Origin of the sequence: Halorhabdus rudnickae (assembly GCF_900880625.1) — an archaeon.
Taxonomy (GTDB): domain Archaea; phylum Halobacteriota; class Halobacteria; order Halobacteriales; family Haloarculaceae; genus Halorhabdus; species Halorhabdus rudnickae.
In genome coordinates, this window is sequence record NZ_CAAHFB010000005.1 from 37773 (window position 1) to 52728 (window position 14956).

Annotated in this window: 6 protein-coding genes; all 6 read right to left on the bottom strand. The window is 59.2% G+C overall.

The genetic code is table 11. The features are described from left to right. Positions 1–88: 88 nt before the first annotated feature. Positions 89–3922 (bottom strand): hypothetical protein, encoded by a 3834-nt coding sequence (locus BN2694_RS13550; RefSeq protein WP_135666499.1) that lies wholly within the window; start codon positions 3920–3922, stop codon positions 89–91. Beyond that, entirely contained in the window at positions 3919–4539 is a 621-nt protein-coding gene (locus BN2694_RS13555; RefSeq protein WP_135666501.1) for a BREX protein BrxB domain-containing protein, read from the bottom strand. The genes BN2694_RS13550 and BN2694_RS13555 overlap by 4 nt, the downstream gene beginning before the upstream one ends. Beyond that, positions 4536–8282, bottom strand: a complete 3747-nt coding sequence (locus tag BN2694_RS13560; RefSeq protein ID WP_135666504.1) for a hypothetical protein — start codon at positions 8280–8282, stop codon at positions 4536–4538. The genes BN2694_RS13555 and BN2694_RS13560 overlap by 4 nt, the downstream gene beginning before the upstream one ends. Then, a complete protein-coding gene (locus tag BN2694_RS13565; RefSeq protein ID WP_210408998.1) occupies positions 8282–9046 on the bottom strand; it encodes a BrxA family protein in 765 nt (254 codons plus the stop codon). Before BN2694_RS13565 ends, BN2694_RS13560 begins: the two co-directional genes overlap by 1 nt. Positions 9047–9260: 214 nt before the next feature. Further along, positions 9261–12143 (bottom strand): UvrD-helicase domain-containing protein, encoded by a 2883-nt coding sequence (locus BN2694_RS13570; RefSeq protein ID WP_135666508.1) that lies wholly within the window; start codon positions 12141–12143, stop codon positions 9261–9263. Further along, on the bottom strand, positions 12136–14718 hold the full coding sequence (locus BN2694_RS13575) for a PD-(D/E)XK nuclease family protein (protein WP_135666510.1): 2583 nt from the start codon (positions 14716–14718) through the stop codon (positions 12136–12138). The genes BN2694_RS13570 and BN2694_RS13575 overlap by 8 nt, the downstream gene beginning before the upstream one ends. Positions 14719–14956: the final 238 nt, after the last annotated feature.

The window sequence follows — 14956 nt, forward strand, 5'->3', positions numbered from 1 at the left end:
AAGCCCCATCGCTGACAGATATTATTCAGTTTGTGTAAATTAAACCCCACTCCCTCGGAAAGAAGTAGGAAGGGTAGTATTCTTCAGTTCATTTCTCAAGTAGTACGATATTCCCTTCCTCCAAATCGTCAAGACGACCCTTCACACCCTGCATCCGCTCCAACACAGCCTTCGATTCCGAGAGCAGTTCACTCACGTGCTCTTCACTCGGCCGACTTTCGGCATCAACAGCTGACGTAACTTCATCGGTCACGTCGGCGTTCGGAAGCTCTTGGCGCAACTCTTCGGCGACCATCTGAAGTTCGGCCCACGCATCGTCGTCCGCACCTGGCGGCCTAGGGTCCTTTGCATGCTCGATGAGCTGGCGCACTCGTCGCTCTGAGGGCGGCCGTGAAGCGGCGAGTATAGTCTCGACGGACTCGGTCGTTGGTGACTCTGGGTGTTCCTCACGCAGCTCTTCGCCTGCTGCCCGTAGCTGCGACCAAAGAGCCGAACCGTCAGAGTCGTCGAAGAGGTCGCGAACCTGCTCGTACGTCTCGGCCTGTTGGACGACAGCGGAGTCGACGACATCACCTTCCGACAGATCCTCACCGGCCCACACAGCTTCGAAGACGTCCTCTAGGTCGCCAAGTACGATGTCGTCGAACTCATCAGTAGCACCATCGACGATTCCTCGAACGTCGTCCTCGTTCGATCGGAGCCACGCGCTCAAATCGTCACAGATGGCTTCCGGGTCAGAGTCAGCGACGGTCTCACCTGTGATTCGACGGAACTGTGCGGAGGTTTCGTCGACGCGATGTCCCTTCGCGTCCTCAAGCCGTGACTCGACCGTCGAAACGCTGGGGACAGTCTCGCCTTCCGCTGTTGCTCGCATACTGGCAGTGATCGACGCGTTCGGATAGAGCGAGGTCATCGTGTCGAGCTCGTCGCTGAAGCGTTCCCAGAGTGTCGTCCCGTCTTCGCTGACGCCGAAGAGTTCACGAGCGTTCGCGAAGATCTTCGCCTCCTCGAGTACCGTTTCGAGATCATCCTCACTTTCGAGGTCGGACGTGGAAAGCTCGTCCTCGTCGAGGGCTGGATCGACCGTTGCCTCGAAGGCGCTGAGCGGCACATCGAACTCACGGCTGGCGCCTTTCAGCGTCCGCTTGACAGTCGCACTGTTCTCGTTGACCCACTGGCCGAGCTCGCCCAACCATTCGTCTGGTCCGTCACCCGACGGCTGCTCACCGAGCACCGTCGAAACGAGGTCTTTTACCTTATTTGGCGGGAGAATATTTGCATTGAAGCGGATTTGGAGTGACGTCAGTCCCCCTTTGGTCCGCACTTGTCGACCGATGGCGGCGGGATCAGACACGTACTCGGTATCCTGTTTGAGTGCGACTGACTCATTCGAAGTCGCAAGTGTGATGAGTAGCGCCGCGATCGACTCCTGTGGCGTCCCGCGGTAGTCGCCGTTGGCAGTCTGAGTCTGCTGGAGGAGTGTCTCGACGTCGACGGATTTCTGTGCCTCGTACGTCTCGATGAACTCGCGACACCAGCCCGTATCTGCGACTTCCCCGCTGGCTGTGTCGACGCCGAGCATCGCTGCGTCCGCGCTTGAGAGCGGCCACTCACCGCTACCGCGGAAGAACGTTGCCATCGCCTTCGCGTCGTCGACTTCGACGAGCGGCCGCGAGAGCGTCTTTCGAGACGATCCGAAGACAGCGTTGACCTGGTCTTCGACGACGGTGTCAAGCACGCTCGAGCGTGCCCCACGGTGTTGGTTTACCGTGTACACCGACGCATCTTCGAGTATCTCCGTCACCGATGATTCGAGGCGGCGTTTGTCGGCACGGTGTTCGCGTTCGAGTTCCTCGTGGGATTCGGTCTCCTCGTCCAACACCTGTCCCATACCGATGACGTTCCGAATCCGCTCCAGCATCGTCTCCGGAACGTCGACGGTAATCAGGATGTGCTCCCCACCGTCGCGACCGTTGTTCACGTCCTGCCACGTCTCGATCTGCTCCGATACGGTATCGTGATCATCGGCCAGCACACGAACGCGAAGCGCGTCGTACTCGGGTGACGGCGCTCGGTCGACCGGTTCGAGGATGGAGTACTCGTACCGTAGTGGGACGAGGCGCTCGTCGCCAACATCGACCTCGTGGCGGCTGCCGTCACTCCTGAAGAACGCATCGTTCTCCCGTAGCCGCGTTTCCACCCACGCCGACAGCTGATGCGGCGAGATCTTTGCGGCCTTGTCCTGGGCACGACTGAGGATGCTCTCCTGTTCCTCGGAGACGAGCGTGTACACCTCGTCGCCCTGGTCGTTCGTCTCGGTGAGGGCCTTCTGCTTGTCGACGAGCGTCTCCAGTCCCGATTCGGTTCGCTCGACGACATCGTCAACAGACGCTGTGACGTCGTCGACCATCAACCGACCGAGGTTTGCTGGCGTCGAGGGGACAGCGGGCGTCTGGTTCAGAAGGTAGAGTCCTTTCGCGAGGCGGACTTCCCACGCATCCTCCTCACCGTCGAACGTCGGAACGAGCGTGTTGTCGATCATCTCCTGGACCCAGAGCGGGAGGTACGTGGTCTCTTCGACCAACAGGTCGAACAGGACGTCCCACGTGACGAGCGAGCCCTCCTCCTTCGACGCCCACCCGAACTTCGTGAACAGCGACCGAACGAGGACGAGCAGTGCTCGACCCTGAATGTAGTCGCGATCGGTCGAGCGACCCTGCGTGATGAGTTCCTGCATCACCGCCCGCAGGAGCGACAGATCGTACTCGCGGAACGGATAGGCCTCGACTGGGTCCGGATCCGCGCTCGTCACCGACGAGTACGTCTCGAGTGAGAGATCGGGCATCGACGCCACCAGCGACTCGACACGTTTGCGTCCCTCGGGGTCCGACTTCTGGAGCCATCGCTTCCGAACGATGATCTCGGTGTCCGCTCCTTCAAGCCGTACCTGTTGATACGTCCAGTGATCTTCGGGCGGCTCGCCGATGAGACTCTCCCGAGTATCCGGGAGGGAGTACTGTCCGGTGGTGACCACGACCGTGTTGGGCCCACGCTGCAGTGCCTCCATCGTCTCCTCGAACTCACGATAGCGATGGCGACTGTCGCCGACGAAGAGTGCCACCTCGTCTAAGCCGAGCAGCAGTTCGGTCCGTTTGCTGCCGTCGTTGAGAGCCTCCGTTGCAGTCTCGACCCGTGAGACGAGGTCCTCGGGATCGAATTCTTCTGGATCGACATCCGCTTCTGCGGCCTCGATGGAGGCTTTCACGCCCGAACGACTGTTGAGCTCCGTTCCGGACGTTTCTTCCATCGCCGGCAACGCTTCGTAGAGCCAGCTGCGGAGGGACGCCCGTTCGGCGAGAACGTCGTCGAATGTCTTCCCGTCATGCTCGAACGTTTGAAGGGGCTCCCAGACCCCATCGTACTCCATATCCAGCGTCCAGGCCCACTCGAGCAGCCAGTTCGGGTCGGTCGGATATCCGAGATCCCGACCAATCGCCTCGAAGATGAGGAACGGCAGCGGCGGCTCTTTCGACGCATCGCGGTCAAGCAGGTTGAGGAAAACTGGCTTGAGGCGGTCCACGTGAGAGTCTGTGATTGACTGCTGGAGTTCGTCGAACCCCGGCCACTGTTCGGCCAGTCGATCACCCAGGTAGGCGAACTCGGATTCGTCGTCAGCGAGGAGGCCGACCAGCTTCAGGAGGTGGGTCTTCCCGGAACCGAACGTCGCGTGGATGTAGAGGAACCGCGCGGCCTCACCGGGATGGGTCTGGATACCTTCGCCGAGCGTTTCGAGGACCTGCTCGGCACTGTCAGTTTCATAGAACTCTCTCACGTCAGTCTCGGCTCGTTCGCGAGCGTTGACTTTCTGTACTTCTTCGAGCTGTCGCGTCGGATCGCTGTGGAAGAGATCGTCGATACTCATTGGAGATGCACCCCCCGGATCTGGCCGTCAATCTGGTGAGCGGGGTAGTAATGGCGTGATTCACCGCCGAAGAAGCTCAGCTTCCCGCCGACGATGTCCCCCGGGAACGGGATTCCGATGGTGGACTTTACGTTCCGACGGTCAAGCTCGTCCAGCAGTTCCGATGCACGGGTGAACGGATACAGACTGCCGAGATTGAGCAAGAGAACCACATGGCTCTGGGTCTCCAGCTGGGCTTCGCTGAGCTCGTGGTCGACAATTTGCTGAACGAGTTCTACAGCAAGCCGGTCCTGCATCGTCTCTTCGATACGCTCATCTGGCGACGTATCTCCCTCGAGTTCAGCCAGGGGTTCACCCAGGTCGACGAGGAGTTTGTACACATCGGTCCGTGGAAGGAGTTCGTCAAGCCAGATCGGCTGGACGGTTACGTTGTCTGGGATTTCTGGGGCTTTCGTTCGTCCATCGGACCAGGTCGCGAGCCTATCTGCGACCCGATGCTCGACTGCTGGGTCGACAGCAGCGATAACGAACGGATTACGAATCCCGTGTTGCCCCTGAGCGAACGTCCGTAGTTTCTCCTTGAATTCACGATACGGCGACGAACTCGTCTGGCTCATCGAATGATCACCCCTTCGTCAGTCTCCTCGATCTCAAGATCTTGCTGTTCCACGAGACGCTCCAGCCGGCGATTCAGTTTCTGCCGATCGTCAGGAACGATGCCGATTTGATCGACATCGTCCGGCGTTCGATCCCCAACGATAGACGACAGTTCATCGAGCCGGCCATCCAGCTCACTCGGATTGTACTCGATAGTTTCAGCGAGCGGCTCTAACTGCGCCACGTCGTCAGTAATCTCGACGATGGCGTCTGAATCAGCATCGGTAGACAACACCGTGATCGCGCTCTCGATGGTTTCGTACCACTGCTGGAGGTGGCGCATCGGAGTGATGTATTCGCCTTCGAAGGCGACGTGGACGCCTGCGGGGAGATCAGTAGCTGAAAGAATCCATGGATGCTCCTCAATACGACGGACTAGTTCACGCAGGCCTCGTTCGTCAACGAACGCGTTCCACGACCTCTCAAGTTCGGGTGCGAGGTCGGGAACGAATTCTCCGGAGAGTGTACTCCACCCATCGGTCGTCCACCACTCACCATCGAACGATGAGACCGCAGATGAGCGGGACTCGATAGAAGCTTGAGCGTCCTCGTCAACCCAGTCGAACTGACGGTTTCGAACCGTCAGTACCGCGTCGAGCTGTTGTAGTGTCGAAAGACGCCGGTTCCAGACGTCGGTTACCTCTTCGACCCACTCTTGGGCCTCGTTGGTCTCGTCGATGACATCCTCGATACCGCCATCTTGTGACTTGACGGCTGAAATCCGGTTTTCGGTAGCATTGCTTCGTTCCGCCAGCTCATCAGCAAACGCATTGAGTAAGCCAGCGACTTCGTTGGTTCGCACGTCAGTGTCGACCACTAGCGTGACGTCTTCACGAAGTCCGGTCAGCTTCGAGCGAATCTGCTGGTTAGTTTCTTGGAGGTGAATGAGACCATCCGCAACTGTTTCAGTCGTCTCCTTGAATCCGCCTTCCTCCAGTAGCTTGCCCAAGTTAGTCCGTGGAAGGAGTTTCAGTCTCGTCGTCGAAAGGCTGTCGAGGTCCAAGACGGATTCGTCTTCCAGCGTGTTTCCGTCCTCGTCGATTGGCACTAGTCTCCCCTCGCGGCAGAATCCCCAAATGATCGCACAGAGTGCAGGCCGGGCCTCGTCGTAGAATGGCTTCTCCTCGACGATCCCGTCCAGAACGGTGTTCATATTGAGTCCGTCGTCGCGGTCTTTCAGCTGCCGACCAGTGAGAGACATAACGTTTCGCTGAATGGTTTGTTGGCCCTGCGCACCATTCTGGTTCGACGAGGGGACTTGAATCGTCCGTGCCCACGGCGGGAGCGGTGCATCGCTGTCGAGTTCGCGTAATTCTCGCAGCCGACTTTCGTCGACCTGGAGCATCATCGGGTGGAAGTCGTCGGGATAGGCGACGTCGACAGTGGCTTGGATCGCCTTCGAGAGACCACCGATGTCCGTCCGATCTTTCACGGTATAGGAGCCACTCATCATTGCGCTCGTCAGCTTACTTCGAACGGTGTTGGCACGCTGTTCGAGGTCACGCTCGACGGCTGGTGGGGCGTCACGCGTAGCAATTGCGTCGCGAAGCGCCCACCACTCAATCATTCGTTTGCGAAGATCTTGGAGGCCATCCGTGTCGATCTCCCAATAGAGCGTGTCCTCGTCAGTTTGCTCTGGTTCTTTGTCTGGGCGGACGCCCTGCACATCGATGTCGATGTCCAGCCCACCTTCAGCTTCAATACTGCTCTCGAAGGTTGTCCCGTCGAGTCCGAAGTGATACGAAACGGGGTACTCGTCACTGGACTCTCCGTAGGGGACTGACTCTGGTAGCGATAGGTCCTGAGTGATGCGATTCCAGAGATGTTCGTCCAAAGTGTCGATGACGTCGTCCCAGTCGGGGTCGGCTTCATTCTCCCCGGTCTCGTCGTAGATGAGGCGTTCTTCCTGTGTCGCGAACCGATAGCGAGCCCCACTTTCGTCTTGTGTCGGTCGAATGAACTTCTGCAGTCGATCCAGTGAATCCTCGACCCGATTGGTCGTGCTAATCCACGATTGGCCGTTCAGGTCGTCCATGACGGCGACCGCAATATTCCCCTCGTTCAGGGGAACGATTTCGTGGACGTGCTGGAGTAGGAGGACCGCCTTCGCTACATCGAGGTCGAACTCTTGAAGCTCACTTTCGTCGTCACCTACCTCGTCAGCGATGCCGGTCGTCTCTTCAGCGCCCTCGACAACCCGCATATCCTGCGGTAAAATCTCACGTAGTTCAGGCTCAATCAACTCGAAGAAATCGACCAGCGAGACGATATGGTCTTCCTTGCCCTCGTCGATCCAGTCGTCCAGCAACCCGTGCATAAGCGCGAGAATGGCACGGGCAGTCCCCGAGAAGATGGACTTCGCCGGGTCGTTTGCCTCTCGGCGGAGGTTGAACAGGATTTCCAGGAACAGCGGGGCGTGATACGGCAAGAAGGGATAGAACTCTACGAGATCCTCAGCATCAACCACATCGAGTGCCGGCTTCGTGTTCTGTTTGATTTCGTTGTACACGAGCGACTCAGCCGGTTTCACGTCGGCGTCAGCCAAGATGCGCCGAACCTCATCTTCGCCCGCGTCAGACTTCTGGAAGAGCCGACGTTTGGCGATCTCCCCGACATGCTTGCTTGGGAGCTGATACCGATGAGGGAACCGATCTTTGACGATACTGAAATCGGCCCCGTGGGCCGCGAATTTGGGTTGGACGTCTTCGATTTTTGCCTGCGCCGTCGCAACGAGCTGAATGTCGCCGTCTCCGATGTCGTCGACGTTTTCCGCGAGCGTCTGCAGCTCTGTGAGCCGCTCGAAGTCGGTTCCGATGAAGAGGCTCACCTCGTCGAGCAGGAGAACGAGCCTGACTGGCTCCTCAAGCTCCGATTCACGTTCCTGACGCAATGATTCCAACCGACTGACAACCTCTTCTGGGTCAATATCCGAGGGTTGGAGGTCGGTGTAGCCGTCACGTGTACCCGTTACGCCCTCGAACAACTCCGGGAGCACCACATCGGACAGCGCACTGTACTGCTGGATGTCGGTCCAGAGCTCATCAGTTCTCCACTCGTACTGTGATTGGTCTGGCGTCACTCCTTCGACGACTGATGCTGCTCTATCCTGTCGTTCCGGCCAGGATTCGGTCGTTTGATACCAATCTTCGAAGTATGCGACATCAAGCTGGGAGGACAAGCCAGTTGAGATATTGTCTTCGACGCCCGTGAGAGCCGGATTCTGATGGGCATGCCGAAGAACGATCTCACTAAAGCTGCGTTGCTTCTGGCCCTGATACTTCAGTAGGTTGACGGAGACAGGGATGACGTGATACTTGGAATGAACGGCTTTCCACTGGGTACGGAGCGAATCGAGGTCTTCGCTCGTTGACCCATCCGGAACGAGGTTTTTCCAAACCTCGTCGGAGCGGCCTTGGAGCCAGTGGGTATCCATCAGCCCGTCCAAAACTGTTAACAGATGGCTCTTTCCGCTCCCGTAATAACCATACAGCCAGTAGTTCGATCCCGACCGCATATCTTCGGCTTCGCCGAGAAGTCGGTTGACGAAGTCCTCAAGGAAGCGTTGGGAGTCAGCCGTGACGTGATATGACTCGATGGCCTGTTTCCTGTGCTGCATTTCGTCTGCAGACTGGTTCTTGCGGTCGATACGTACCGATTCCTCGAAGTCCTCTGGTAAATCTTCAAACCATGTTGTGTCTACCATCATTCACCTCCCTCTCTAGTAATCGATGAGTACGGCTCCTCATTCGGCCGTAGTTGCAGATTTCCATGGAGTTCAACGAATTCCCAGGACTTCGTATCCGCTGCCCTGTTGTAGAGTTCTTCCCAACGAGCACTCGGCTGGAAGAGGTACTGAAGACCGATTGGTGATTCAAACCACTCATCTTCGCCTTCCCCGTACGAATAGCCCATTGCGACGAGAAGTGGCGTCTCTCCGAGCGATGGCGGATCGCCGACGATCGTTTGCTGATTCTTCAAGACGCCGATTTCACGCATTACCGACCGGAATCCTTCGCACCATCGCTCCGTTGTCGAGTCGGCGTAGTCAAACGATGTCCCGTCAGCGTATTCAAACTGGTTCAGGATAGTTCTAAGCGTCTCATCAGAGAAGTCAAGTGGTTCGGAATACTCCCCGGAGAGCCGTCGGACGTATTCATGAACGACATATCTAACGAGCGTGTCGTCGGCGACGAGATAGGGGTAGAGAACTTGCGCTTTGTCTTGTGAAGACGAACATGTATTCAGCACAGCTGGGAGGTCACTCGGGTTGGGAAGGCGAGCTGGTGTATTTTTGAGTCGTGATGAGAGAATACGATATATTTTCTGGGAACTCCCTCTCGTGCTGCGGTTCGAACGTCGTTCCTCGAACCAGATGTCTTTGACATCGTTCCAGTTCCCATGTACACGGTACAACTCAGCAATCTCTTCCGTTCGATCAGGGAAGAGGCCGCACATGGTCAAATCCATGTTGACTTCCTCGGGAGAGAACGTACGGGAAAGAGACGGCAGTCCGTCATTGCCCTCTGGCTTCCTCTTCATAGCATGGTGAAGTCAACCAACCCACTTTACTATTTGTCATCGCTAGGTATCCACTCCGAGACAGCCGGGAACTGCATTAGATAAGAGGGCGAGGACTACATACTCGATGTGAGTTTTGCGACAGTCATTGTTGGTGCGTCAGCTATCTGATCCGCGAGTCATCAATGTCATCAGTCGTAGCAGATTCACGTTCGACATCGATCAATGCCGAGAGTTCCGCTGTCGATAGTGCCTCCACCTCAACGCGATCCCCTCGTGACGTATAAAACAGACTCGCCGAGACCGTCCGATCGGGATACAACTGCCGGACGACGTGATAATAGACGCTTAGCTGTTTGCGATACTCCCCATGGGCGTCCCGCGTGAGATCAGTCTTGTAGTCCACGATCTCGACACGCTCCTCAGAAACACAGAGGAGGTCGATCACGCCGGAGATCGTCACCTGCTGATCGCCGACCGACACCGGAAGATACGCGTCCTCTTCAACATACAACTCCCCCTCCAGCCCATCGATAAACTCTCGCACCTGCCGTTCGTCATCACTCGCGGGCTCGATCTCCTCACCGGCAGCGTACCGCTCGGCAAACTCGTGAACCTGATTCCCGAACTCGATCCCGCGACCGTCCGCACGCTCCTCGAACACGCGGTCGTCCATCAGGGCGTGGGGCGTCTGGCCCGCCGGCACGTCGGGCTCGGGGATCGACACCTGCAATCGCGTCTGTTCGGTCCGGTCGATCCCGGCCGCCTCGAGGTCCGGCTCGACAGACTCCGGTTCCAGCGGCAGGTTCTCGAACAGTGGACTCGGCTCCGCGCCCGCCGAAAAGAGCAGGTGATCCTGGGCTCGCGTCATCGCGACGTAGAGCAGACGGCGCTCTTCGTCGTAGTCACGACCCAGACACGCCGAGAGCACGCGATACCGCCAGTTGTCGTAGAGGTGCGGCCGGCCGTGTGCCGTCGCGGAGATCTTCGTCTGGCGCAGGCCGATCGGATCCTCGTAGCGAATCCGGTCGTCGCCGCCACCCGATGGCGGGAAGCTGTACCGGTTGACGTTCGCGACGATCACGATCGGATGTTCCAGCCCCTTGGCCGCGTGGATCGTCTGGACGGTGATCGAGTCGCCGCCCGGGTTGTCGTCGATCTCGTGAGTCGCCTCGGCCTCCAGACTCCGCTCGATGAAGCGGATCATCCCGCCGAGATTCCGCGTCGTTCCGTCCGAGACGTCCTGCAGGAGGGCGACGAGCGAACTCGCGTAGGCGTCCTCAAATCCGTAGCGCTCGAAGACCTGGCGGGCGATCGCCCCGATCGACTCCATCGCCGCGAGTCGCTCTCGGAATGTGACTATCGCGTCGGGATACGCTCGCTCGTCGAGAATCTGCTCGACCTCCGCGAGCGTATACCCTGCCCGCTCGAGGACGACCGCCCAGCCACGTCGCGAGTGTTCGTCGGCGAGAATCCGGAGCCACGCGAGCAACAGGATCGCCTGATCGGTCTCGAAAAGCTTCACGCCGCCCTCGTAGGCGACTGGCACGTCGAACTCGTCGGCCGTGGTCTGCAACTCCCGCCCGAAGCGTCGCGTCCGGGTGAGGACGGCGATGTCGTCGTAGCTCGGCGGGCGAAGATCACCGTTCTCGTCCCCCACTGCGTAGGCGTCGTTGCCGACGATCGTCTCGATCCGGTCGAGGATCGCCTCGTGTTCGGTCGCGCTCGCGAACGCCTCGATCGTCGAGTGGTCCCGATCAGTCGCCGCCTCGAGTCCGTCAATATCCTCGACAGTCAGATCGACCGACTCGCTGCCTGTCGCGGGCACCGTCAGCGCGTGCCGCGAGAGGTCCAGGATCGACTGTGTCGAGCGGTAGTTCCGCCGAAGCGGGATCGTGTTCACCTCTTCGACGGGAAAGCCGACGCGTTCGTGCTCGCCGTTGAGTTCGCGTTTGTACGCCCGCAGTCGACGTTCGAACGAGCGAATGTTCTCGACTGAGGCGTACTGAAAGCCGTAGATCGACTGTTTCCAGTCCCCGACGACACAGAGGTTGTCGGTCCCGGCGAGCAGCAGTGCCAGCTTGAACTGGATCTCGCTGGTGTCCTGGAACTCGTCGACCATCACCTGCTCGAAGGCGATCGACTCCCGGAGCGCGTGATCCTCACACAATTGGACGAACGCGAACAGCTGGAGGAAGCTGAAGGTGAGGTAGTTCCGCCGGAGCGCGAACTGGATGTACTCGACGTAGACATCGTGGACGAAATCCTTCAGTGCCTCGCGATCCTCCGCGAACGCTTCCTCGGCCCACTTCGCGTCGATCGAGGGATAACCGTCTCGCAACTCGTCCTCGCTGGGTGCGTCCGGGAGGAAACAGCGATCGCGCTCGAAGCCGCTTAGGGAGTCCCGCAGGTCCGATTGCGTGGCTCCGTTGACACCCTCGTTCGGCGCGTTCGTCTCGGCGAAGACCTCCTCAAAGGCCTCGAAATCCCCGTCCAGATAAGCCTCGCCGTCGCGATACCAACCGTCCACGGTGGGGAAGACACCCTTTGCGGCGAGTTCTCTGATCAGCTCGAGCAGGGATGTCGGGTCGTTGAGCACGCGGAACACGGCCTCGTGTTCGGGATGCGTGTCGACGAACTGCGAGAGGAAGGTCCGGAAGCGGTCGGCCTCGATGACCTCGTTCTCGAGCAGCTGTGTTGAACCGGTAATCTGATCGTCGATGCCCAGATACGACGGCGCGTCGGCCCCGTATTCCAGCAGCAGGTCGTGACAGAAGCTGTGGAACGTGCTGATCGGGGCGTCCCGGAGTGCGGACATCGAGTAGTCACACCGCGCGACGACGCGTTCTTTCATCTCCGTGGCGGCATTGTTCGTGAACGTGACCAGCAGTACGTCCTCGGGCTCGTAGCCCTCCCGGAGCAGATTCGCATACCGGCGCGTGATGGCGAACGTCTTGCCCGTCCCCGCGCCGGCGTCGACGACGTGAATCCCCTCGGTCGCCTCGATCAGCTCGCGCTGCCGGGCGTTCGGCGTGGGTTCAGTCATCGCTGCCCTCCTCGGTCAACAGCAGGTCGCGATGGGTCACGCGATCCAGGTTGGGATCGCCGACCGGGAACGACGACTCGCGGTAGTCGTTGATGAGATCGATCTGCTCGTCGAGGAACGACTCGAACGCCTCCAGGTCGTCATGGAAGTAGTTCTCGCCACGGAGATCGAGCAGCGTTTTGAGCGCGCTCTCGATCCCCGACGTGACGTACTTGTACTCGCCGACGCGGTCGCGAGCGTACCTGACGAACGCGTCCGCAAACTCTGTATCGAGGAGTTCGTCCTTCTCCTCGACGTCGGGAAACGCGTGCCCGTTGAGAAACCGGGCATACGCGTCGTATCCCAGCTTTTCGAGTGTCTTCCGTCGATCATTACTCTCCGCGACGCCCTCACAGAGTGCGTCGAACGCCGTCTGCGTACCCGCCCACTCGTCGAACGTCTCGGGATAGTACGTCACGCGGACGAGCGCGTCCTCGATGTCTGCGGTCCCGGTAATGGCGTCGTCGACCAGATCCAGGAAGTGATAGAACACAAAGTCGATCGGTTCGCCCGGCTGGACCCGTCGTTGGTGGGCAAGATAGAGGAGCGCCTGGAAGTCCGGTTTGTCGTGAATCTCCTCGATCGACGAGCGATCCACGACCTGTGACGCGGAGTTCGCCGACCCGCTCTTGTAATCGAGGAGTTGCGTCGGCGAGTGGACGAGATCGACCTTGCCCTTCCCACCGAGCGAGCGGTTCTCGAACCACTGTTCGGTGATCGGCGAGTCGACGGGCCGGTCGAAGTGCTCGGCGACCACGTTCTCGAAGGGGAGCGCCGTGTACCCGGCGTAGTCACGCTCGATCGGCGGATTCTCGTCGATGAATCGCTGGATGAGTTCGAGCCCCACGGCAAATTCTGTTTCGAGGACGTCACGATCAACCTGATCGACGAATGGCCGGAGTTCGTCGAGAAAAAGATCGGTGAGCTCCGCTCGATCCGCGTCGGCAATCACGTCGGGATGATTGACGTAGAACTCGGCGAAGTCGTGAAAGCAATTCCCTTTCCGGAAGTAGTCCCGATCGGGTTGTTCGACGAGCTGGTCGAAGAAGTACTCGCGCGGACAGTTGACGAACGTCGACAGACTCGACTGGCTGATCGTCTCGATCGGTTCGGGCGCTGCGGCGACGGGGTCGTGCTCGAAACCGGTCGATCCATCCCCTCGCCGATAGGTGTGCGGGATGGTCTCGAAGTCGTCGAACGTCTCGATGTCGTCGTCCAGCAGGTCGTGGAAGTACAGACACGGCCGGACCGACTCGCCGGCGCTGGTTGCCTGGACGAGATAGTACTGTTCGCGACCGTTCTGGAGGAGCAACTGGAACTGCCGGAGGTGTTCACGGTCTTTCCGTTCGGTGTCGATCCACGGCCGATCGATGACCCGGTGGGTCCAGTCGGCATCCAGTCCGAGATAGAAGACGGCGGGCCGGTCGACGTACGTCGAGGTGTTCGCGTCGGCGAGCAGCACGCCGCTGTCCTCGCGGTCGATCGGCACGTCGAACGCACCCAGATAGAATGCGAGGTCGTCGAGTCGGTCGTCCGTGACCGGTTCGTCCGCCAGCCCGAGCACGTCGAGTTCGTCACGGACGGCGTCCAGCGACCGGTCCGACAGCCCCTCGAATTCCGCGAGCGCTTCGCCGAAGGTCCATTCGCCGACATTCTCGCAGAACGCCTGGATCGGTTCGGCCGCCGCACTCTCGAGTTCAGCCAGGAGTTTGTCCTCGTCGTCGACGGGGAGGTCGATTCCGAGTCCGCGAGCGATCGGTCGCACGTCCCCGACGCGCGCTCTCGAATCGGCGTGGGCCAGCCTGAGCAATTCGAGGAACGTCCGCAGTCCCTCGTCGTCGGCGAAGCCTGGCCCGCCGTAGAAGGGGATATCTCGCGCTTCGAGTGCCGACTCGATCAGCGCGGGGAACGGCCCGCCGCGGTCCATGACGATCGCCACGTCCTCGGCGTTGTCGCTGGTCACGTTGTCCACGATCGCCTCGACGATCGCCGTCCGGGACGCGAAGCTGTGGAACGGCGGCAGGTCAAACGCTTCGCTCGTGAGCGGGTCGATCACGTCGTATTCGGCGGGCAGGATCGACCGGTCCAGCTCGCTGAACTGGGATTCGCCGATGACGGCGACCTCACGGTCGTCGTCGATCCGGTACTCCTCAAGATCGCGATGCGCACTCTCGACAGACTCGATGACGTCGAGTACTTTACGTGTTGCCGGTGTATCATAGCGTTCGAATTCGAGGATCGCCTGTCGATCACCTGTCTCCTCCCAGCAACCGAGGATCAGTTCGACCAGATGGGCGGCCTGCTTCCAGGGAAGGGTCGCTTTCTCGATTACCGCAAGAAAGAGCTCTCGTTGATCCTGTGGACGAAATTCGTCAGCCGCCAGCATCTGTGGCGTGGCCGCGAACCGACCGAGCCGTGGGTGGTCTAACCGTCGATTGAGCGCGAGACTGAGCGGCGCGTCGACCGTCAACACGAGATCGTAGCCCGCCACCGCCTCGAAGAGATCGTCGATAGAGCGGGCCCGTTGAATTGGCATACTCTGAGTCCTGCCTGACGTAACAAAAAGGGTCGTCCTCGTCACTAACGGACACCCTGGTGGCGAGAAGATCTGAATGGACCAATCCATCACGAATGGATATGTGATGTGAATGGAGTTCCACTGAAATGAGAGAAGCAATTAACACGGGTTCCTTCGATATTGCCGTAGAAACATATATTCACTGAGACTGATATTATATCATATCAGTAACAATTGCTGCGTCGATGGAAAGACA

Coding starts and splice junctions, on each gene's coding strand:
- BN2694_RS13565 (WP_210408998.1), bottom strand. CDS start 9,046: ATGGATTTGACCATGTGCGGCCTCTTCCCTGATCGAACGGAAGAGATT.
- BN2694_RS13575 (WP_135666510.1), bottom strand. CDS start 14,718: ATGCCAATTCAACGGGCCCGCTCTATCGACGATCTCTTCGAGGCGGTG.
- BN2694_RS13560 (WP_135666504.1), bottom strand. CDS start 8,282: ATGGTAGACACAACATGGTTTGAAGATTTACCAGAGGACTTCGAGGAA.
- BN2694_RS13555 (WP_135666501.1), bottom strand. CDS start 4,539: ATGAGCCAGACGAGTTCGTCGCCGTATCGTGAATTCAAGGAGAAACTA.
- BN2694_RS13570 (WP_135666508.1), bottom strand. CDS start 12,143: ATGACTGAACCCACGCCGAACGCCCGGCAGCGCGAGCTGATCGAGGCG.
- BN2694_RS13550 (WP_135666499.1), bottom strand. CDS start 3,922: ATGAGTATCGACGATCTCTTCCACAGCGATCCGACGCGACAGCTCGAA.